Source organism: Streptococcus suis, from assembly GCF_024509555.1.
Classification (GTDB): Bacteria; Bacillota; Bacilli; order Lactobacillales; family Streptococcaceae; genus Streptococcus; species Streptococcus suis_AD.
This window is the reverse complement of the sequence record NZ_JAMWEL010000001.1, coordinates 112,979-135,774: the sequence shown is the minus strand read 5'-3', so window position 1 is coordinate 135,774 and position 22,796 is coordinate 112,979. Positions and strand designations below refer to the sequence as shown.

The 22,796-nt window shown below is 41.4% G+C and carries 18 protein-coding genes and 1 pseudogene; 3 read left to right on the top strand and 16 right to left on the bottom strand.

Annotated features, from left to right (window positions below; translation table 11 throughout):
• Nucleotides 1-159 precede the first annotated feature (159 nt).
• The 7 genes from addA to NF418_RS00620 form a co-directional block, all read right to left on the bottom strand.
• A complete protein-coding gene (gene addA / locus NF418_RS00650; RefSeq protein WP_256777980.1) occupies nucleotides 160-3,810 on the bottom strand; it encodes a helicase-exonuclease AddAB subunit AddA in 3,651 nt (1,216 codons plus the stop codon).
• A complete protein-coding gene (gene rexB / locus NF418_RS00645; protein ID WP_256777979.1) occupies nucleotides 3,810-7,076 on the bottom strand; it encodes an ATP-dependent nuclease subunit B in 3,267 nt (1,088 codons plus the stop codon). Before rexB ends, addA begins: the two co-directional genes overlap by 1 nt.
• 112 nt (nucleotides 7,077-7,188) lie before the next feature.
• On the bottom strand, nucleotides 7,189-7,353 hold the full coding sequence (locus tag NF418_RS00640; RefSeq protein WP_105109562.1) for a hypothetical protein: 165 nt from the start codon (nucleotides 7,351-7,353) through the stop codon (nucleotides 7,189-7,191).
• 601 nt (nucleotides 7,354-7,954) lie between these two features.
• Complete coding sequence (gene obgE / locus NF418_RS00635) at nucleotides 7,955-9,268, bottom strand: GTPase ObgE (RefSeq protein ID WP_256777978.1); 1,314 nt, start codon at nucleotides 9,266-9,268, stop codon at nucleotides 7,955-7,957.
• Nucleotides 9,269-9,309: 41 nt separating this feature from the next.
• Nucleotides 9,310-9,438: a DUF4044 domain-containing protein gene (locus NF418_RS00630; RefSeq protein WP_172052924.1), complete on the bottom strand. Its 129-nt coding sequence runs from the start codon at nucleotides 9,436-9,438 to the stop codon at nucleotides 9,310-9,312.
• 57 nt (nucleotides 9,439-9,495) lie between these two features.
• Nucleotides 9,496-11,280 carry an excinuclease ABC subunit UvrC gene (uvrC, locus tag NF418_RS00625; protein ID WP_256777977.1) on the bottom strand — a complete coding sequence of 595 codons (1,785 nt, stop codon included), beginning with the start codon at nucleotides 11,278-11,280 and terminating at the stop codon, nucleotides 9,496-9,498.
• Between the two features lie 59 nt (nucleotides 11,281-11,339).
• Nucleotides 11,340-11,615: a zinc ribbon domain-containing protein gene (locus NF418_RS00620; protein WP_256777976.1), complete on the bottom strand. Its 276-nt coding sequence runs from the start codon at nucleotides 11,613-11,615 to the stop codon at nucleotides 11,340-11,342.
• 299 nt (nucleotides 11,616-11,914) lie between these two features.
• Here NF418_RS00620 and NF418_RS00615 point away from each other — a divergent pair, with 299 nt between their 5' ends.
• Nucleotides 11,915-12,658, top strand: coding sequence for an ABC transporter ATP-binding protein (locus tag NF418_RS00615; RefSeq protein WP_256777975.1), 744 nt, complete (start codon nucleotides 11,915-11,917; stop codon nucleotides 12,656-12,658).
• Nucleotides 12,655-14,259, top strand: coding sequence for a permease (locus NF418_RS00610; protein ID WP_256777974.1), 1,605 nt, complete (start codon nucleotides 12,655-12,657; stop codon nucleotides 14,257-14,259). The genes NF418_RS00615 and NF418_RS00610 overlap by 4 nt, the downstream gene beginning before the upstream one ends.
• 100 nt (nucleotides 14,260-14,359) lie before the next feature.
• Here NF418_RS00610 and NF418_RS00605 read toward each other — a convergent pair whose 3' ends face one another.
• The 8 genes from NF418_RS00605 to NF418_RS00570 form a co-directional block, all read right to left on the bottom strand.
• Entirely contained in the window at nucleotides 14,360-14,770 is a 411-nt protein-coding gene (locus NF418_RS00605; protein WP_256777973.1) for a VOC family protein, read from the bottom strand.
• Nucleotides 14,771-14,957: 187 nt separating this feature from the next.
• Nucleotides 14,958-15,410, bottom strand: a complete 453-nt coding sequence (locus tag NF418_RS00600; RefSeq protein ID WP_256777972.1) for a VOC family protein — start codon at nucleotides 15,408-15,410, stop codon at nucleotides 14,958-14,960.
• Between the two features lie 102 nt (nucleotides 15,411-15,512).
• Complete coding sequence (ldcB, locus tag NF418_RS00595; RefSeq protein ID WP_373325937.1) at nucleotides 15,513-16,340, bottom strand: LD-carboxypeptidase LdcB/DacB; 828 nt, start codon at nucleotides 16,338-16,340, stop codon at nucleotides 15,513-15,515.
• Nucleotides 16,337-17,896, bottom strand: coding sequence for a TcaA second domain-containing protein (locus NF418_RS00590; RefSeq protein WP_256777971.1), 1,560 nt, complete (start codon nucleotides 17,894-17,896; stop codon nucleotides 16,337-16,339). Before NF418_RS00590 ends, ldcB begins: the two co-directional genes overlap by 4 nt.
• A 15-nt stretch (nucleotides 17,897-17,911) precedes the next feature.
• Nucleotides 17,912-18,856: a DUF6574 domain-containing protein gene (locus tag NF418_RS00585; protein WP_256777970.1), complete on the bottom strand. Its 945-nt coding sequence runs from the start codon at nucleotides 18,854-18,856 to the stop codon at nucleotides 17,912-17,914.
• Nucleotides 18,857-18,988: 132 nt separating this feature from the next.
• Nucleotides 18,989-19,753 (bottom strand): CPBP family glutamic-type intramembrane protease, encoded by a 765-nt coding sequence (locus tag NF418_RS00580; protein ID WP_256777969.1) that lies wholly within the window; start codon nucleotides 19,751-19,753, stop codon nucleotides 18,989-18,991.
• A gap of 102 nt (nucleotides 19,754-19,855) precedes the next feature.
• Complete coding sequence (locus NF418_RS00575; protein WP_256777968.1) at nucleotides 19,856-20,542, bottom strand: YjjG family noncanonical pyrimidine nucleotidase; 687 nt, start codon at nucleotides 20,540-20,542, stop codon at nucleotides 19,856-19,858.
• 178 nt (nucleotides 20,543-20,720) lie between these two features.
• On the bottom strand, nucleotides 20,721-20,834 hold the full coding sequence (locus NF418_RS00570) for a zinc ribbon domain-containing protein (protein ID WP_256778055.1): 114 nt from the start codon (nucleotides 20,832-20,834) through the stop codon (nucleotides 20,721-20,723).
• A 149-nt stretch (nucleotides 20,835-20,983) separates the two neighbouring features.
• On the opposite strand from NF418_RS00570, the pseudogene NF418_RS00565 reads away from it, so the two are divergent.
• A pseudogene (locus NF418_RS00565) lies at nucleotides 20,984-22,151 on the top strand (transposase).
• Nucleotides 22,152-22,216: 65 nt separating this feature from the next.
• Here the strand turns inward: NF418_RS00565 and NF418_RS00560 are convergent.
• Nucleotides 22,217-22,747: a dihydrofolate reductase family protein gene (locus NF418_RS00560; protein ID WP_256777967.1), complete on the bottom strand. Its 531-nt coding sequence runs from the start codon at nucleotides 22,745-22,747 to the stop codon at nucleotides 22,217-22,219.
• Between the last annotated feature and the right edge of the window lie 49 nt (nucleotides 22,748-22,796).

Sequence of the window (22,796 nt, the reverse complement as noted above, 5' to 3'; positions counted from 1 at the left end):
TCGAGTGCCTGTGCAATGTTGGAGATTGCACTTGCGGAGCACGTCACCCCTGCAAAGTACGGCAAAGCGAGTTCAAACAATCCAGCGGAATGTTTGAAGTTGGAAATAAGGAAACGGAGTTTCCTCTTGCGTCGAAGTAATAAAAGAAAAACTAAATGACTATATGTTGACTTCGACCACTTCAATTCTTTCCCCACCAAGCAAAATCAAATGGCAGTCTACACGATCTATCTTGTAGGCTTTTTTCAATGCCTCGGCATAGAGTTGCATTTGAGCTTGGTAACGTTGGCTGAGTTGGCTTGGTTGGTCATATTTGTCTGTCTTGTAATCAAAGAGGACAATATGATCATCATATAGCAGGTAGCCATCGATAATCCCACGAAGGACAAATTGTTCCTGTGATACAGGATCTGTCTGCAAACTTGCAAATGGAGCTTCTCGATGAAGTTTATCCGTTTTGGCTAGAATTTCTCTTCCTAAATCTGTATCAAAGAAATCCAAAATCATCTGAACATTGATTTTATCTTTAATCGCTTGCTCAGCATGAACAGCTTCTAGGGCTGCTCTTACCGTATCTTCTGTCACCAACCAAGACAGATCCAAGCGTTGCATAAGTTCATGGACTGCTGAACCGACTTGGGCTCCAGTGATTTTTGGTTTCTTGGAGAAATCTGGCAAGTTGAAGGTCCGTTTTGGCTGGTATTTTTCCATAACTTCCATGCCTTCTTGTTCCAAAATAGGCTCATAGAGTTTCTTGATCTGACTTGGAGTCCGTAAACTTGGTAATTCTATAGCAGCCTTATAGCGTTCGTTCAACTCTTGGACAGAGGACAACTGGTCCAAGACTTGGGCGATGTCTTCTGATTGACGAATATCTTTAAGGCTGGCGTTTTCTAGCTTACTCTTCAATGTCAGTTTACCAATCTTCTCCTCCGTCAAATCCTCGTCCGTCACAAAGACTTTCTTGAAGTGCAAGTCTTCTCCTGAGAAGGCCTCGGCAATGGCTAGAATCCAGTCTTGGAAGGTCGCCATGCTTTCACGAGTTGATTGAGCAAGTACACCATCTTCCTTCTTACCATCGTATTTTTCAGCTAACTTGTCAGCATTACCCTTTCCAACCAGATACAGCTTCTTCTCAGCACGCGTTAGTGCAACATAAAGCAACCGCATTTGTTCCGAAAGATTGGCAATTTTTAGCTCTTGGAGATTATTTTGATAAGGGAGGGTGTTCATTAAGACTCGCACCTGAGGCAATGGGCTGTTTACCTTATCTTTCATATCCGCTAAATATTGGATACCTAGACCATTTTTCCGGCTGATAATGACTGACTGGTAATGGTCTTCCAAGTTGAATCGCTTATCGATGTTCATGAGGAAGACATACTTGAACTCCAAACCTTTTGACTTGTGAATCGTCATAAGCTGTACAGCATTTTGGGGTAGAAACTCTTGTACATCTGCCAAGTCCTTGTCATTTGCTATGGCACGGTCAAGCATGGCGATGAAGCGAGACAAGCCCTTGTAACCTGTTTTTTCAAACTGGTTAGCACGCAGACCTAGTGCGTATAGATTGGCCTGACGCTTGCTGCCATTTGGAAGAGCTCCTACATAGTCATAGTAGAATTTTTCATTGAAGATCTTCCAAATTAGGTCATAAATAGAATGCAGTTTGGCAAAAGCACGCCAGTTTTCTAAGATAGACAAGAAATCTTTGATTTTCTTCTTCAAGTCGCCATGAATCAATTCTGAATGCTGTCCAACATTTGCAATAGATAATTCCATTTTTTGGTAAAAGAAACCTGTCCCAGTCTGCAAGGAAATCCGTGTCAGTTCATCTTCATCGAATCGGAACATAGGTGATTTAAGCAGGGCAACCAAGGCATAGTCATTGAGTGGATTATTGATAACCCGCAAGGTATCCAGCATAATCATAACTTCTAAAGATTGCAGATAGGAGGCTGCTCCGCCATCTGCCACAATTGGAATCCCATGTTTTTCAAAAATGGACATAATGAGATCATTGTGCGTCCGTTTTTGCACCAAGAGAGTGATGTCCTTGAAGTCTGCTCCATCTTTATTGTGAAGACGAATAATCTCTTTTGCAACGACCTCAATTTCACCAGCAGTCAGAGGTGTTTCCTCCTCAGCATCCGTTGAAGAATGTGCGCTCTCCTGCTGATCGTAAATCAAGTATTCCATCTCATGCTTAGACTGGGCAATTTTTTGACCAGGACTACCAGCCACTAGACTGTGGGTGTCATCATACTTAATTTCTCCTACTTGGCGGTCCATCAAGCGCGTGAAAATAGCATTTGTTGCCTCCAAGACCTCAATCTGACTACGGAAGTTTTCCTTGAGCAAAATCAATTTCCCAGCCTGAGGATTTGCCTGATACAGTTCAAATTTCTCTTGGAAAATCATTGGATCCGCCTGACGGAATCGATAGATGGACTGCTTAATATCACCCACCATAAAGCGGTTGTGACCGTTAGACAGCAAGTCCAGCATTCGCTCTTGGCTATGGTTGTTATCCTGGTACTCGTCCACCATGACTTCGTGGTATTTATCTTGGAAAAACTGGCGGATGTCCGCATTTTCTTCTAAAATACGAATAGCAAAATGCCCAATATCGCCAAATTCAAAAGCCGCTTCCTTGATTTTTACATCCAGATAAGCCTGCGAAAAATCCAAGACAAAATCACGTAATAATATCAGCGTTGGCAAAGCTTGATCCTGATAATCTTTCAGCAGGGTCAATTCATAAACTTCCTGACCCAAATCGCGTAGTCCTGAGATAAGCTGGCTCTTGCCAGCATTGTATTCTTCTTTAAAGGTTATCAAATGCTCATCTTTTGGTCGATTGGCATTGGTCAGGCCCTTGCCTCTGGACTGGTCATTGATGAGAAGGATTCTTTCAACCCGCTCCATCAAGTCCTTCTGGTCCAGACTATCTAAACCTGTCAACAAATCCAAAACTTCTTCTACATTTGCAAAATACTTGGCAGATCCAAAGTCATTTCTGCCCCATTCCACATGGTAGCGGAAGAAATCTGCAGCTTGATAGAGCTTGTCTAACACTTTTTCCTTAAAGCCATGCTCTAAGATCTGCTCTAAACGCTCTTGACTGTACAAATCAGCTTGAACGGCCTGCTCTTTCAGCCATTTAGTTGGACTGCTTGTCGATTGACTAAAATCATGCACCTGATAAACAACCTGACGGAAACTACTATTATCCTTGCGGTTGCCCGAAAAATTGCGAACCAATCTACGAAATTCCCCATTTTCATCCTTTTCAAGATAATCTGCAAAGAGCTGATCGAAGACCTCTTTTTTCAGACTCGCTTTTTCTGTCTCATCCTGTAAAATCCGAAACTGTGGAGAAATGCCAAGGCTATAACCGTAGGTTGTGACCAATTTCTGCGTAAAGGAGTCCATGGTTCCAATATCCGCCTTGGTCAAATCCGCCAACTGGGCTGACAAATGCCGACGCAAGTCCATATCGGTCGTCTCCGCAATGGTTTCGTTGAGATTTTTCTCAATCCGCTCCTTCAACTCACCAGCCGCCTTGACTGTAAAGGTCGAGATAAAGAGCTGGTCAATCCCGACACCACGCTTCAACTTATCCAAAATCCGTTGAACCATAACAAAGGTCTTTCCTGACCCAGCCGATGCAGAGACCAGAACATTCTGACCGTGCGTGTAGATGGCTTCAATCTGCTCAGGTGTGCGTTTTTGTTGCTTATCAGAATTAGCTTCCGCCAGCTGCACAGCCTTGATTTCTTCCGCGCTTAAAAATTGTTCAAAAGCCATTAGTCCCGACCTCCTTTCATTCGTTCCATCCAATCTTGACGCTTGGCCTCTTTGACCAACCGCCGCGCCATGCCCATGTGCCGATCCGCCTCAAAACCAGTGATTGCCTTCAGCTGCTCACCTGCCACCGAACGCCCATCTTTGGTATAAGGATTAATAGCAAAGCGACCAGCCAGGATGTCCTTAGCAGCTTGTTTGTAGAGTTCTTGGTTGTGGTTCAATAAAACTGCAAACTCATCTTCCGTGTAAAGTTGGTTACGAGTCTGATAAAAATGATTGAGCCCCAGACTTTCCTCCTTCAAGAAAAGCCCCTTGTAAACCAAGCTAGTATTGGCAGCTCCTTCTAGCTGTTCTAAATTCTTCGTGTCTTTTAATTTGATAATCGGATCCTGCAAATGCAAATACATAGCTCCAAAAACAGGTTTATCCTTGGTTTCATCCAGCTCTTGTAAGGCTGCCAGGTAGGTCACCAACTGAGGTTTGAGACCATTGTAAAAATCCCCAACTGAAAAAGATTGGTCACTGGACTTGTAATCCACAACACCGACAGCCTGATTGATTTGCAAGGTATCCAAGCGGTCAATAGTACCATTGACATGCACACTCTTGCCATTTTGAAGGTCAAAAACCAGCGCCTTATCCTGACGGAAACTCTTTTCCTGACCATCAATTTCAACCAAATCATTATCCCGCAAAATAGTCGCACTGGAACGAGCAATCTTATCCAGCACCTCCTCCGTATAACGAGCATCCGCATCCTGGTTATAAAACATAGCAAATTCTGCCTCGTCACGCGTACGCAGGATGGCCTTGTCCACTTTTTGATCAAAATCTAGCTCAGATTGGTCCATGACCACTCGTTCAAAAATCCGATGCAAGAATAAACCATGCTGAAAGGCAGTCGGATGGATGGATTCCTGTTCCCGCAAGCGAAGAACATTGCGGACAAAGTAAAGATATTGGTTATTGTAGAAATTGGTCAAGCTGGATGCAGAAAGATTGAGCGGCTTATCCTCTGGATATAAAGCAGCCAAAGTTTCATCTGAAAGCTGTTTAGAAGTAATTTCGCCAGTAATGGTCGGAATTTCAATGCCTTGCGACTCCAATTTCTTCTTCAAATGGCGAACCAAGACTATCCAGAAGGCCCTCTGCCCTTCCCACTCCTCTGTTTCAAGGCTTGGTCTTTCCGACTCAATCAAACGGGATAAGAGACTCTTGTAGTGACCGATATCTTGCGGACTAAGTGTTTTAATCCGTCCACGTTCTTCGGATTTCAACCCCATTTTTTGGAGAATCTTGATATAAGGTGAGAGACTATCTTCACCTTCGTTATAAATCTGAGGTGTGGAAATAACTAACTGTTCCGTCGCAGCATTAAGCAGAGACATCATGGCAGCATGGTTCTTCTTAATATTCTCTCGGCTGACCAAATCAAAACGTGAAGAACTAGCCGAAACAAGATTGACTTTTTCCATCTCTTCTTCTGTCAATAGACTGGTATTCTTAGCAACTTTTGGAAAATTGGACTGGCCCATTCCGATAGCATAAACATACTTTGTAGTGTGCGGCTCGATCAAATCATAGGATTTGACATTGACCACATCAACCGTTGCAGGAACGGTACGATAGTGGCTGGCCTGCATTCCAGCCTGTAAAATAGCCAGAAAATCATCCAGTTTCAATTTTTCTTTTCCGAAAATCTGATGAAAATTCTCAAGAATATGGGTAAAACTTTTCCAGACCTGCTCTTCTTTTTCTTGCTCTACTTCGCTCAAATTTCGAGACATTTTTTCCATATTTTTAGGAAGTTCAATTGCCTCCAAAAATGCCACAAATTTCTCAAGCAAGGCAGCCCCAGATTGTGGTCCAGCCTTAAACAGCTGGTTCAAAGGCTCCATAATCTTAGCACGTAGAGTTTCCAAGACATTTAAATCATAGACAAGCCTTTTCTCCTTGATGGCTTCAGCGTCATAGTCAGCTCTGCTATTGGCCACAAAAGCCCTCGAAAAAGTAGCCTGCCCCTTCATATCCGCAAATAGGATGTAAGACTCAAATAGGTCCAGCTCCTTTTGGGAAATGCTGGCGTACAAACCAGATTTGAGGAGATTGAGCAGGTCTTCCGCACGAAAACGATAGCGACGCAAGCGTTCCAAGGACTCCACAAAATGGACCAAGGGATGATGACTCATCTCCTCTGCCTTGCCAAAATAGTAAGGAATGTCATACTTGTCAAAAATCTTGCCAATCTGCAACTTGTAGCTATCCACATCCCCCAAGAGCAACAAGATGTCTTTATAGCGAGACCCTTGATGCACATGCTGACGAATTGCAGTCGCGACCTGCTCCACCTCTTCTTTTTGGTTAACAACCTCCCAGAGTTGGATTTTTTCTTGGTCTGCTGGAGTCAAGTCTATCATGGTCCCGCTGTAGTCATAATAGGCTTCCACATTCTTTGAAAATTTACCAAGACTGTCCAAGACTGGCTCTTGACCAATATAAGTAGACTTAGTCTGGAACTGCGCTGATAACTGACGTAAAAAGTCAACGTTGGCTTGATAGACATTGCCTTCCGCATAGGTGGCTTGCACAGCTTTCTTGCTGGCATATACACCAATCAGGATTTCCGACACCCGTTCATTTAAAGCACTTACTAAAGCTTCTTCTTCTGCCGAAAAACGAGAAAATCCGTCTACCACCAGTACAATGTTCTTCAACTGCTCATCCAACTGACCAGTATCCACCAAGCTAGTCAGCTGTGCTAACTTAGACTGATGCTCAAAGCCTTCTTTGGACAAAATGTCTGTTACAGCCAGAAAAATCTTTACCAAATCAGCCTGTTTATCTGGTGACTCCATGGCTTCCAAGTCCAAAATAGACATATTTGCCCGTTGCAATTCTTTGTATAAAGCAACCAGCTGGTTAATGAAACCAAAATCTGTCTGCAAACGACCATAGACTTTCAAGTCGCCGTCTTCAAATTGCGATAGAACACGAAAGAAAATCATGGCAAGACCAACATCATCCAGCGGTTGTCCATTATCAATCTTATCAATCATCAGATAGCGGGCTAATTGCCCAAATCGAGTCACGATAATATCAAAAGTTGCCTGTTCAGGTAGGTATTCCAAGACTTTACGTTCCATTTCAAAGGACAGGGAGTTCGGAGCGATATAAAAAACACGTTTGCCCTGCTTGGCAAATGTTGCTGCCTGTTCTGTCAAATACTGTGTTAGTGGATTACGTATATCTGTATAGACTAATTTCATCTGGCCACCCTACTTTCTAAAATATTCTATGTCTAGTATAACAAAATTTAGTCAATATCTGATCAAAAAATAAAATCTGCAGGCCACACACATGCACCAGCAGATTCTATCTTTAGTCTTTTACTTTCTCTTTCGCCAAACGTTCTCTCTCCAACCGTAATTTTCGATTGGGATTGAGCGTATTAAAAAGTTCTTCTAATTTCTCAGCATTCCATACATCCGCTGCTGAAACAAAATTTCCATCCTTATCCTTGAAGGATATCGGTTTATCGCCCATACAAACCTCCAAATTATATGAATTACTAATCCTAGTTATAAAAGAGCTACCGTTCTAGTCCGTACACAAACTACTTCACTTCATTCATCTAGGCGATACTACTTCCTTAACGGAATTAGTAAGGTTGGTAGGTAGTCCGCCATAGTGTAGTGGCTACCGTACTACATCAAGTCCTTTAGAACTTAGATGTGATTCCGAAGTTACGAAACGGAACCCAAATGGTCGATACTACCATTTGGGTGAAGTTAGTAAGGTAGCTAGCCAAGATCCCCTAGGACTTGGCGTAGTTTGACTAGCAAGTTAACTTGCAGTCAAACTGCTTACCTCGCTCTCGAATTTCTTAGCTCGGGCTTCAATGGTCACTTTCTTATTTCTAAGTGACCAGCTGAAAAAGTCCACTGGACTTTTTCACTCCCACAGACTTCCTCACTCTCGAATTTTTAGGCTCGAGCTGAAAATTCTGTCCATTGGACAAGTTACGACATGGAGTTCAGGCAGTCGATATTACTGCCTGAACGAAATTAGTAAGGTTGGTAGGTAGACCGCCATAGCGGCTACCGTACTACATCAAGTCCTTTAGGACTTAGAGGTAGTTCCAACGTTAGTCCACAAACTCGAATTCAAACTTGCCGATGCGAACGGTGTCTCCATCTTTGGCACCACGCGCACGAAGAGCTTCATCGACACCCATGCCACGCAATTGTCGGGCGAATTTCATGACAGATTCATCACGGTCAAAGTTGGTCATGGTGAAGAGTTTTTCTAACTTATCGCCAGACAGGATCCAGCTAGCATCATCTGCACGACTGATGTCAAATTCTGGCTCATCTGGGTTAAAGCCGTAGTAGGCCTCTTCTTCTTGGAATTCAGATTCATCATAGAGCAAGAATTCTGACGTATTCTCTAGCAAGTCTGCAGTCGCTTCCAACAGATTTTCCAAACCTTGGTGGGCAATCCCTGAAATTGGGAAAATCTGTGGTAGCTCGTCAAATTCATCATAATTTGCGGCCAATTTTTTCTTAAACTCTTTCAGATTTTCCTCTGATTCTGGCATGTCCATCTTATTGGCGACAACAATCTGTGGACGTTCCATGAGTCGAAGATTGTAGGTTTCCAATTCATTGTTAATAGCTACATAATCTTCATAAGGATCACGCCCCTCACTTGCTGACATGTCCAAAACATGCAAGATAACTCGTGTCCGCTCGATGTGACGAAGGAATTGAGTTCCAAGTCCAACACCTTGGCTAGCTCCTTCAATCAAACCTGGCAAGTCTGCAACTGCAAAAGATTCTCCAGATTTAGTCCGAACCATTCCCAAGTTTGGAACAATAGTTGTAAAGTGGTAGGCACCGATTTTTGGTTTGGCTGCCGTAATCACGCTGAGGAGGGTTGATTTACCTACAGAAGGAAAACCAACAAGTCCTACATCAGCCAAGACTTTCAATTCCAATTCCAGTTGGCGCTCTTCACCTGGTTCTCCATTTTCAGAAATCTCAGGTGCTGGATTTTTAGGTGTCGCAAAACGAATATTTCCACGACCACCACGTCCGCCATGGGCGATAATAAATTCTTGGCCATGCTCCACCAAGTCAGTAATGACTTTTCCTGTTTCTGCATCACGGACAGTTGTTCCTTGTGGAACACGAACCAACATATCTTCAGCTCCACGGCCATGCATGCCCTTGGTCATCCCTTTTTCACCATCGTCAGCCTTAAAACGACGGTTGTAACGGAAGTCCATCAAGGTGCGCAAACCTTCATCCACGACAAAGACCACATTGCCGCCTCTTCCACCGTCACCGCCCCACGGACCGCCGTTTGGGACATATTTTTCACGGCGAAAGGCTACCATACCATCGCCACCCTTTCCAGCCTTGACTGTAATCTTGGCTGTATCTAAAAACATACTCATAATTTACCTATTCTTTCCTAGAAAAAAACGCTTAGAAGCGCTTAATTCATCAATGCATTGATTGCTGGCAAAATCAAACCAGCCAAGGTTACTAGAACCATTACAATAACGATGATAATCGTTACTTTCTCAAAAAGTGTTTTTTTATGTTTTACTTCACCAAAAGCCATAGCTTTCTCCTTATTTCAGTTAAAATCAGTTTATTTTACCACAATTTAGCCTCTTTTTCAATTGTCACCTTTTGGAGCCAAACATTCCTTGACCTTCTCCGCCACCTTGTAAGGCACTCCTGCTTCTGCGATTTCCTGCAAACTGGCTGACTGGATATTGCCAATAGACTTGAAATGCTTCATCAAAGCCTGCTTGCGTTTTGGTCCCAAGCCTTCTATGCCGTCCAATTTTGATGAGAAGGAATTTTTTGAGCGTACCTGACGATGAAACTCAATGGCAAAGCGGTGCACTTCATCTTGAATCCGATGCAGAAGGAAAAATTCCTGAGAATTACGGGGCAATTCCACCACTTCCAGCGGATTGCCAAAGAGCAATTCGTGAGTCTGGTGCTTGTCATTCTTCTGCAAACCTGCAATGGGAATGGACATACCCAACTCCTGCTCGATAACCTGCTTGGCGACATTGACCTGCCCCTGACCACCGTCAATAATAATCAAATCAGGCGGTGTCAAACCGTCCCGCAGTACCCGACTGTACCGCCGCTGCAAAACTTCTCGCATGGAAGCATAGTCATCCGGTCCCTCCACCGTCTTAATCTTATACTTGCGGTATTCTTTTTTATTAGGCACCCCATTTTCAAAGACAACCATAGCCGACACAGGACTGGTCCCCATGATGTTGGAGTTATCGAAAGCCTCAATCCGCACAGGCGTCGGAATCCCCAAAAGCTGACCGATATTCTCCACTGCACCGTAGGTCTTCTCCAGATTTTTCTCCAAAAGATTAAACTTCTGCTCCAGACTGACACGCGCATTCTTGGTCGCCAGATTGATAAGCTGCTTCTTCTCGCCACGCTGGGGCTTAAGGACCTTGGTATCAACCAGAGCTTCTACAGCTTCTTGGTCAATATCCTGCGGTATCAAGACCTCTGAGGGAATCAAATGTTGCTGGTCCCTGTAAAACTGACCGATGTAGGTCAAAAAGTCTTCGTCCGCATCATTATAGTATGGAAAAAGATTGACATTCCGCTCAATCAGTTTCCCCTGCCGAACAAAGAAAACCTGCACACACATCCAGCCCTTGTCCACATAGTAGCCAAAGACATCTCGGTTTTGCAAGTCATGAGCCATCACTCGTTGCTTGGTTCGCAGGGTAGAAATGGATTGCAGGACATCACGATATTCCGCAGCCTTTTCAAATTCCAAATTGCCAGCAGCCGCCTTCATCTTGTCCTGCACTTCCTTGACAATCTTATCATCATGACCTGTCAAGAACTGGGCGACTTCCTTGGCCATCTTGTCATAGTCAGACAGGCTGGGCAGGTTTTCCCCATGTGCCAGACATTGCCCCAAATGATAATAAAGACAGTACTTGTTCTCAGGCAATTTACACTTGCGGAAAGGATAGAGGCGCTCCAATAGTTTGAGGGTCTGGTTGGCCGCACCCACATCGGGATAGGGACCAAAATACTGACCACCATCCTTCTTAATCTGCCGTGTAATGATTAGACGCGGATGGCGTTCCTTAGTAATCTTGATGAAGGGATAGGACTTGTCGTCCTTGAGCATGATATTATAGCGAGGCTTGTTTTCCTGAATCAGATTGATTTCTAACAAGAGAGCCTCGATATTGGAATCCGTTACAATAAATTCAAAATCGGCAATTTCAGCTACTAGAGCCTCTGTCTTGGTATCATGGGCACCACGAAAATAAGACCGCACCCGATTTCGCAGGTTTTTGGCCTTGCCCACATAGATAATCTTTCCGTACTTATTTTTGTGGAGGTAACAACCCGGACTGTCCGGCAGCAACTCCAACTTGTGCTTGATTAAATCGTTCATAAGTATAATTATAACAAAAAAATGAGCTGGAAAGACTGTCCCAACTCATCTACATCCCTTTATTTTTGAACTTGCCAACGTTTGGCTTTTTTCAGCATAAATGGGTAAGAGGCTTTCATCAAGAATTTTACAAAACGATTTCCTTGACCGTTTGAAATCGCATTTTTTCCTTTAGCGATCATCTGTTCAAAACTGATGTCAGGCTCCAAAAATGCTCCATTGACATAACAATAAGAACAATAACTAGTTGAAAGACTTCCATCTGCCTCGGTACCTCTCACATCCTGGCCATGTAGATTGAGGGGCATAGCACAAGATTGACAAAATTTTTCCATAAATATCTCCTTTTGAATTCATTCATTATAACATAATAAACTGGATTTGCAACTTGTACACTACAACCATTTACCATTCACTTTGTTGATTTGATAGGTATAATTGGTGGGTATATGAGTACAAGCGACTTTCTCTGATTATTATGTAGATTGAAACCATCTCACCAGTGCTAATTACAAGCACCAAAATAGGAAAAACCTTTGTGAAATACTAAACATTTTTTCTAAAAAACTATTGCTTTTGTACTAAGGTAGTAGTATAATAATTGTAACTTATTATATTTATCTAGGAGGTTCTTATGATTCAATTTAACCACGTTAGTAAAGCCTATGGCGATACCTTGGCCCTTGATAATTTGGATTTGACCATCAAAAGTGGTGAAATTTTCGGCTTGATTGGCCATAACGGTGCTGGTAAGACAACGACAATCAGCTTGCTCACTTCTATTATTCAAGCCAGTCATGGAACCATCTCCGTCGACGGACTTAATCTGGAAGAAAATCGAGATGAGGTCAAAAAACGGATTGCCTACGTACCAGACTCGCCTGATATTTTCCTTCACTTGACTGCTTTTGAATATTGGCACTTTATGGGCAAGGTTTACGGGGTTGACAAAGACACAGTTAACCAAGCTATTAACAAACTAGCAACTCTCTTTGATATGACCGCCCGTCAGCATGAGCCCATTGATAGCTTCTCCCACGGTATGCGACAGAAAACCATTATCATCGGCGCCCTCATTCCCAACCCAGATATTTGGATTTTGGATGAACCCTTGACTGGACTGGATCCCCAGGCCTCATTTGACCTTAAGCAGATGATGAAGGACCATGCCAAAGGTGGTAACACCGTTCTCTTTTCGACCCACGTTTTGTCTGTTGCAGAACAACTCTGCGACCGTATTGGCATTCTGAGAAAGGGACGACTTATCTTCGTAGGTAGTCTGGAAGAATTAAAATCCCAATATCCTGACAAGGACTTGGAAACCATCTACCTAGAATTAGCAGGTCGCCAACAAAGAGAGGCAGGTGAGGTCGAATGAACAAATCTCTGATTTGGGAATTGGTCAAAATCAATATCCTCTACTCCAACCCGCAACTGCTAGCTTCCGTCAAGAAAAAACAAAATAAGAATAAAGATGGGCGATTTTCAGCCTATCGGAGCATCCTTATCCAGCAGGTCTTCATCATTCTGTTGACGGCCATCCTCTATTCTGCTTTCTTTCTGGGGTTTGATTACAAACGGTCCACAGGTTTCTTCTCCCTACAACTAGCTCTTTTTACCATCTTGGCAACTGTCTATGGATTTACTGGATTCTTTTCTGTCTTCTACGATAGCAAGGACACCAAACTCTATCTACCTCTTCCCTTAAAAGCGAGTGAGGTCTTCATCGCCAAATTCTTATCGGCTCAAGCTACGGTCTTGCCCTTCCTCATCCCCTGCCTTTCTCTTCTTATCATCACCTATTGGCAGATAGGTGGACCAGCCTTTGCACTTTTTGCCTTGCCAAGTTTTACTCTCCTATGGTTCCTAGTCAATCTTCTCAATATGATTTTTATGCATTTTATCGGAGAAATCTTGACCAAGAGCCCACATAAGACAACCATTTCGACCATTCTTCTGACAGGCTCATCTCTGGTTTCAATGGGAGCGATGTTGTTTCTCCAATCCCAGCAAACCGCTTCATTCCAGACAGATGGATTTGTACAATTTCCAGAAGTACCACTTTTTGTCGGTTTCCACTACATCATCAGCCAACCATTCTCGATTGAAACAGTTATCCATCTCATCCTACCTATTTTCTTCATGTTGGGATTGGTCCACTTTGCCTTTAAAACTGTTATTCCGAATTATTTCCAACAGGTTTTGGCGATTGATACTGCTTCATCAAAACGCAAGGTCGGCAAACCAAGGAAATTACCTCAGAATTTAAATCAAGCCCTTATCAAACACCATTTATCTACCCTCAACGATAGCAACCTGATGGTACAGACCTTCTTACAGTCCTTGGTGCTAGGAGTTGCCATGCTCCCTTCAATTTCTAAATTTACTGAAGGTGACGGACTAAGTTCTCTTTCCTGGGAATTTTTTGGAATTGCTTTATTGGCTGGCTTCTTGCTAGGCAGTCTGTTTGCAGGGTCAACGACCTTTATCGGAACAGCCATGTCCTTGGAAAAGGAAAATTACCACTTTATCCGAACTTTGCCCATTAACTTCAAACAGTTTACGATTCAGAAGTTTTGGGTGATTGCTGCGGTTCAATTCCTGGTTCCGACTTTGCTCTATCTCATGTTAGCCCTATTTGTCATGAAAGTAAACATGATTTTAGCCCTCTTCTTTGGTCTAGGTATACTTGTTTCTGCCCTACTAACTGGACAAATATACTACTGGCGGGACCAACGCCTACTCATGCTCAACTGGCAGAATTCCAACCAGCTTTTCGGTCGCGGAGCGGGTCAATGGCTGATTGCCGGGTCCATCCTATTAACCATGTTTCTTGGAACTATTTTAATCATAATCAGTTCAATAACCGCCTCTATGTTTGGTGGACTTACAGTCAGTTTTGGACTAACAGGCTTGCTCATCGTCTTTTCAGCCTGCCTTCAGCTCTTTATTTATAAGGCCTACTGGAAAAAACTATAAAAATAAACCAGATTTCGAATGTGAAATCTGGTTTATTTTTAAGCGAAAGCATTAAATTTTTCTTAGAATCATTGAAAGCTCAAACGCAATCCAAAGTATTCTAGTTAATTTTTATATCCCATTTGATGCCAAATTGGTCTACCAAATGTCCATAGTAATCTCCCCAAGGCTGTACTTCTAATGGATAAACAACTTGACCTTTTTCAGATAAGGCATTAAAAATGCGTTGACCTTCAGCTTCTGAATCAACCTCTACAAACAAAGAATATGCTTGTGGGTGTTGACGTAAGTCCTTTGGAACATCTGGAGAGTCATTTCCTTTTAATTGATGGTCACCGATATTGATTGCAACATAGAGAACTCTCTCTCCTTCTGGAGTTCCATCTAATTCAGGCATCATGGCTTTCATACGTACGATTGGGCTGACAAATTCCGTCTGGAACACCTCTTTATACAAAGAAAATGCCGCTTCTGTCTGACCATTAAACATTATTCCTGTTGTTAATCGCATTTCTTCTCCTCACAAGTTTTTATAAAAGTTTAAAACCTCAATTCACAAATATCTTTACCTTATCCAAACCATCTTTGGCCGACATCTAAAATATTTTTAAAACAGGTCTGGTTTGAAAATAAATGATAAATACGATTATATAAACTTAATAACTGTAAATCTAATGTATATATAGGCTCAAAAATGATTAATTATTTTGTTCAGCGTAGTATTCCTGACCAAAATCAGCTACTTCAGCATTGACTTGCCAGTGGATTCCAAATTTGTCCTGCAGTGAACCATAAGCAGGAGACCATGGAACAGCCTGCAAGTCAATCGTAATCTGCATCGCACCTTCAGATAATTTAGCAAACAAATCTTGTGCTGTTTCAGTATCATCTGTAATCAAGGCAACTGTAATGTTGTCACCTACTGAATAAGACATTTCTGGGTTATTATCAGAAAGCATGAAACGCTGACCATTCGGCAAACGGAACTGAGCATTCATGACATGGTTTTCCAATTCTGCAGGGCAGTCTGGCACAAAATCCTTATACAAGTTTACTTGCTCTACCTCTGCACCAAGTGCATTTTTGTAGAATTCAATCGCTTCTTGACCGTTACCGTTGGTAACCAAATAAATTTCCATTGCTTTAAGCATGGGATACCTCCAAAAATTTGATAGTCCATTATATCACGAGTTAGTTATACGGACAATTTTTTTGATTTAAAAAGTTGAGTTGTCACCAACCCAACTTTTAGTTTATTCATATCCACCACCAGGTACACCGAAGTATTCCTCTAGTGTTAAACCAGAATTATAGATATCTGTCGCTTCTTGGCCAATATAGCGGACATGCCAGGATTCTGCCATATATCCGGTACTATACTCTTTACCTGGTAAATAGCGTACGATAAAGCCATAGTGATGAGCGTTTGAAGCCAACCACTGGGATGCTGCCGGTTCTTGAAGGAGATTTCCACTCGCATCCATAATATCAAAAGCTAATCCTGTTTGATGCTCACTATAGCCAGGTCGAGCAGAGTATCGGTCTGCCGCAGCTTGACCATCTCGGTTTACATAATTTTGGTACAAACCTGCCTGGGTTTCATAGGATCGAAAACCACTATAATTGCTGGACAGGGCAAATCCCTGTGCCTGCATATTAGCTAATAATTGTTGAAAAGCAGCCAAAGCTTGTGGATCTTCACCTGGGGCATATGAGGCAGATAGGGGATGTTTCTTATTAGCAATAATAATCTCGCCATATTTCCCTTGAACACTATAGTAATAACCATTATAGCTAGCACTTGTAGCAGTCTTTACTTCCGTACTCTGCTCAGTTGAAGAATTTTCTAGACTGCTAGAGACCAAACTTTCACTACTGCTAGCCAACTCGGTACTAGCAGATGTTGTAGTACTAACACTGGTGGTATCGACTTGACTAGATTGACTAGATTGACTAGATTGACTAGATTGGCTGGTCTTAGAAGTAGCTGTTTGGCTCTCAGACTTACCACACGCCACCAATAATAAACTAGCTATCAAGAAAATTCCAACTGATTTTAAATGTTTAGGTAAATTCATCATGTTTCACTCACTCCATAAATTAAGAAGGAATCACCATTCGGTTTTAAATTGAAGACTTGATTCTTGGTTCGAGTAGATGATTTTCCGTTCAGGTATACTTCTCTAAATTGATTGTGAACCGTCACAAGATAGTTCTCACCATCCTTTGTAACGTCAGTAACAGTGTAATCAATTGTAGTTTGATAATCAATATTTGCGCTCGCAACACCACCCTTCTCAATATAGTCAACATAAGTATGATAGACTTGACTCGAAGTATCAAAATACTTTTCAAATCGAACTGTTCTGTTAGTGATTGAATAACGCATAGACTCAATGTATTCCGTCATGAAAGCTTGAATATCTGACTTGAGTTCTTGTTCAGCTTTGGCCTGAGCTTCCTTATCCTCTTTAGCCTTTTTAGCCTCAGCTATTTTCTTGCTAGTATCCGAAGAAATAGTCAAGTCTGTCGCCAGCTCATCAGAAGCTGGATCAACTAAGACAGTTGTCGCTTCAGTCTTATAAGTCCCACCCTCGTACTTAAAGTCTACAACCACTTCAAGTTTTTGGTTTTCCAACACCTCTACTGAAGACTGCAAGCCTGTTGCAATCTCCTTACCATTAGCTGATACTTTGATGTCTGTTGCACTCGCCACTTCAGACGGTAAAGCCAAATTCAACTGTTTCTTAACCGTTGATAAATTCAATGCTAACTTATTTTCTGAGGCTTGCTGCAAGCTCGGTTGCAATTCTGTTTCAAATGCACCTAACTTAGTTGTCCCCTTGGCCTTCAGAGTTTGGTTGGCAAAACGAAACTCACCTAAAGAGGTTTCTTTGTTTGCCTCGATTTTTGTTTCATTAATCACCAAATCTGTCAGATTACTATTCACAGTGATTTCAAGTGGATAGCTCACTACTTGGTATTCTGGGAAAATGGCAAGTTTACGGCTGGTTTCTTGTAGACCGAGTAATTTGTTTCCATTTTGATCATTGTAGGTATTTTTACCACCAGATGCTTCAATAGCTTTCAACTCTGTTTCGATGTTGACGCCCTCATCGTTGAGATAGGTTATAAAGTCTTTTGCTTCTGTTTTTGACCACTTAGCATCTTTGGTAGACAACAAACTAGCAATCCTATCATAGTCATTGCTCTTGGCTGCCGTTGAGAACTCTTCAATCGCAACATCCATACCTGTTGTCTTGTTCATATAGTAGTAGCCAGCTGCTAGTCCTAGAACTACTACTGTTCCTAAACCAAAAGCAATTTTCTTCTTACGACTAACAGGTTTAGCAGGAGCAAACTGAGGGGGAGTTGGTTGCGTCTGCACTTGACTAACAGGTATGGGAGCTGGCTCAACAACAGTTTCGACAACGACAGGGGCAGGAATTACTGCCTCTTTTACTTGCTCCACTGTTTCTTGGACAAGCTCTTGGCTCTCCTCGATTGGCAAACCTGCAATCGTCTTGATTTGTTTACTATCAAAATCAACTTCTTTAGCTTTGATGAATTCCTCAGCAGTTGGCTTACGACCAACTACCTTCTCAAATAATTCAACCCATTTTTCTTTCGTTGCCATATATCCTCCTACTCATTAAAAGAGACCAGCCAAGAACATTCTTCCAATAATAGAAAATGCAATTAATGTTGAAATAAAAATAATCAAACCGTTGACAAATATAGCAAGGATATAGCGATAGAAAGAATCCATATTGCTAGTATTTTTAAAGTTTGCCAAGGCATAAACACTAGCTGCACTCATAGCAGTTAGGGCCAACCAGCTAGCAATTCCTGAAATAGTAAACAAGCCAAGAAGCGAAGCAACCGCTGCAATAGCATATAGGAAAGCATTTACCGCAAATAATCGTCCATAATACTCAAGCGTATAAGCAAACGTATATTGTTCTTCTTTATAGATGTAGCGTTTTACAACAAAGCCTGCAAGTACAATTGAGAAAATAATTAAGAAAATACCGATAAAGCTCTTAAACAAAATATCCAAACCGAGGCTGAACTGTGGTGCTTGATAACCATAAGAACCGTAGCCAAATTCACCATTGAATAAGCCTGCCAAACCGCTCGTGAAACCATTCATTCCTGAAGCAATTCCATTTAAGGGAATATAAATTGTCAAACCTGCAAAAAGAGCAATCAAGAACAAAGAGACCCAACCATTATACTTATGCGACTGTGCTGCTACTGATGTAGGTGCTTTTACCGCAGACCAAATCCAATCACGGAACTGCTTAAAGAAAATACCAAATGCAGATGGCTGAGCAGGTTGTTGGTACACTTGTTGATTGGCTACTGGTTGTTGAACCGCACCATTCACAGGCTGTTGAACCGTAGATTCTTGCACAGGAGGGGTGGATTGGGTAGGTTCTTGTACTACCGACACTTGTTCTTGAGCTACTTCCTCAGTAGTTTCTACCACTTCCTCTTCAAACTCACCTGCTGCTAAGGCTGCCGCAATTTCTGCCTCCTCAGGTGAACGACCATTGACAGCTTCGAAATATTCAATCCAATCAATCTTTTTCATAAAAAAACTCCTTTATTTTATTGTGATATACACGCTACAATTATAGCATATTTTTAATTTTAAAGAAAGTAATATCACAAAAAGAAAAAGCTTAGACTTTCTTAATAAATTTAAGAAAAGTCTAGCTTCTTTTTAACCCGCCACAAATAGATAGAAAAAACTCGTACCTACCATATCTGCAAATGCATGACCTAAGAAAAACGGTAAGAGATTATCATTCTTACGTGTGTACAAGAAGTAATAGAATAAACCGAAAACTATTCCAATAACAAGTGCAGACGGTAGTCCTTGGTAAGTATGAAAAGAAACTCGTACAATCGTCGAAAATATGAGTATCCATGGTCGATACGTTTTATTGGTACTAAGCAGTAAACCGAGGAAGTAGAATTCTTCATAGAATCCATTCATCAATGAAAACAAAACACGACTGAGACTTAGTGAAGCGAATTTGTCAATAACTGTCGAAATGCTCCAATCATAGTGTGGCAAATACCCTAAATAAGTAAAATTATCCGTCAAACTTGGAAACAAATCATAAAAATCAAATGCCAAATCACTGAACAATCCAGCACCTAAGAAGATGGCAGGAGCCCACAAAAGTACATTCCAATGAAGTTGGATTTTCAGTTGTTTGACATCAAAATGACGAATAAATAGATAAATCAAGGCAATGACCAACAGTTTTGCTTCATTCCCAATAGCCCACCAGTCATCGGATGAACTAAAGGAGCTGACACTTGCATCAACTGCTTCTGTTGCTGAGAAGGATGCACTCCACATTTGAGTCGATGTGATAATTGAATTACCCCAAATAATCGCTGTTAAAATCAGAATGTCAAACCATCGTAATTCTTTTAAAGATTGTTCCAGATGAATTTTCTTCAGTAAGTTCTTCACCTTACCCTCCATTCGTTACATTCAGTTAATAACCCACTTGATTAACCTAAAATATAGTTTACAATTCATTACTTAAACATGCCTTATTGAACACAATAATTATTACTTTAGTAAATCAAGTAATTCTTTATAGTTTGAAATGATATAGGTTGGTTGGGCATGGCTATTATTTTCAAGTTTATTTGGATTATACCAAACCGAGTCTATACCAGCATTATTGGCTCCTTGGATATCAGCCGTCAAGCTGTCGCCAATCATGAGAAATTTAGCCATATCCGAACAGCCAATCTGCTCTGCTATTTTTTCATAAAAATCAGCCGAAGGTTTTTGGGTCCCCATCTTCTCCGAAATAAAAACTTGTTCAAAGTAGGGTAGAATAGGTGAGTTTAGGAGACGATTTTCCTGGATATAGGTCACTCCATTTGTAGCAGCATAGAGCTGATAGCCAAGTTCGACCAACTCTTGAAGCAGTCGGTCTGCACCTTCAAAAATCTGCCCTTGTTGACCGATAAATTCCTGATAGCAGAGGGCCATTTCTTGACCATCCACTAGACGACCAAAATGCGCAAATGTTTTTGAAAATCGTGTATTAATCAGCTCTTTTTTAGTGATGAGACCTTTCTCTAAGTCCTTCCACATGCCTTGATTGAGGGGGCGGTATACTTCTTTAAAAGCCACAATATCCTCCACTTGCATGGATTCTAGAAATTGCGTCAAAGCAACTTCTTCTCCATGATTAAAGTCAAGGAGTGTGTGGTCTAGGTCGAATAATAAGTGTTTGTAATGCACAATAAGTATCCTTTCTGAACTATCTTATTCTTATTAGTTACTGGAAAATATTCTATTTTTCCATCTTTCTGCTATCTTCAGCATCATTGGGTAACTTGCTTTCATCAAAAATTTGACAACTGCATTCCCTTCCCATTTGAATTGGCACTCTTGCCTTTCTCAAGCATTTGTTCAAATTTTATATTGGGTTCCAAAATGTACCATTGCCATAACAATTAAAACAATAAATACCTGATAAACTGCCACCTACTTCTGTTTCTCTAACATCTTTAAGATGCAAATTCAAGGACATCGCACAGGATTGACAGAATTTTCCCATATTTCTATATCTACTTTATCAGATAGTCCATTTTATCATATTTCACTTAGTAATAAAAGCCAACACAAAAGGAAAGGCGAACCTTTCCTTTTTATCTGGCTCTATAAGACTGTAGTGGGTGAATCCACTGTAGAGATTACAGTTCTCGTTGTCCTTATTGTCAAGGAAAATGTATCAAGTACGATTTTCAAAAGTCGTCAAAAATCCCTATTTTAGATTGTCTGGGGTTTCCAACATTCCTCCTGCTTAAAAAACGCCGGTTTCAGCGCAAATCTTGCAAAAAAGTGACCGTAGCTGAGGCAGCTCTAGTCAAGAAAAACTGTCAGATTTCCCAACCTATTTGGGAGAAAGTCACACAACTCCATACAGAAAATATGACCAATATAGCCATCGCTAGAAGATTACATATCTCCGTATCGGTCGTCCAGAGGAAACTGGCTCAGTTTCAATTTGAGCATGATTTTACGAAATTGCCAAAAGTCTTGAGCTGGGATGAATTTAGTCGGAACAAGGGAAAACTCGCCTTTATTGCTCAGAATTTTGAGACGAGATCGATTGTGACCATTCTTGACAGCAACTGCCAAAGCACCATCAAGAACTATTTCTACAAGTATTCTAGGGAGGTCAGAGAAACTGTCGAGGTCGTGACCATGCTTTGGCTACAAAATAGCTAGTCCCTTCGCTATACTATCTCTAGACTCAGGCTGAAACAGTCTATTCCCAGACTGTTTCACTCCCAAAAGCTAAAATTGTCATTGATAGATTTCACATTATCCAACACCTGAGCCGTGCTATGAACCGTGTCCGTATTCAAATTATGAATCATTTCGTTAGAAAATCTCAAGAATACAGTTCCCAGAATCGCTACTGGAACTTCGCTCTCCTATTTCTAGGCTCAGGCTAAATCAGTCCACTGGACTGATTTACTCCAAAAAGATAGCCGTAAACTGTCGCTGAATCGCTTCTATTCCCGCACTTTTGGGCAAACAGTAACACCGAGAGAGGTTGTCCAGAAGACAGTGAATTTCTCTGTGGAACTGAAATTCTATTACGAACTCTATCAGATCCTTCTCTTCCATTTCCAAGAGATGAACTCGAAATATTTCTTAGAGCTTCTAGAAGACAACCTGGACCTTGTCAATCCTGTCTTTAAAACTGTTTTTAAAACATTTCTAAAATATAAAACTTACATCACGAACGCCATGGAATTGCCTTATTCCAACGTCAAACTGGAAGCGACCAATAAACAAAGACATCAAGTGGCACGCGTTCGGCTGTAGGAACTTTTAGAACCCCAATTTGTAAAATTAAGCTAGACAGAAAAAGCCATCTATGTCAGGCTCAGATAAACGGCTCTATTTTCTAATATCATACCGTAACATGGCAATGCCATCAGTGACTGTTGATTCTACTAAAATCAATTTCTGTTCTTTGGACAGTCTATCAAAAAGTGCTATTCCATCTCCAAGTATGGTTGGAATGATGCCGACAATAAGATGGTCAACCACTCCCGCTTTAAGACAGGTTTGAACCAAATTTGCACCTCCAAAAAGCCAAATATCGCTACCCTCAGAAGAGCGCAAGCGTTCAATTTCCGGAACAATATCATTCACAAAACGAACATTATCATAGTCAATTTGTGCATTACGACTAGCAATTATAAATTGTTTTTCCTGATATCCCTCAATCATCTCAAGCGGGCAATCCTCTAAAGATTTACGCCCCATAATGACCATATCACAGCTTGCAAAAAATCCAGCATTATCAAACTGCAAACTAGTATCATACTGACGAGTACCATGGCCTTCAATCCAATCATAACTCCCGTCTGTTCGAGCGATATAACCGTCCAAACTCATTGCAATATTCAAAACTAGGCGACGCATACTGACTTACCTCCTTTGATAAAATAATGAACACCCAACATGCATTTAC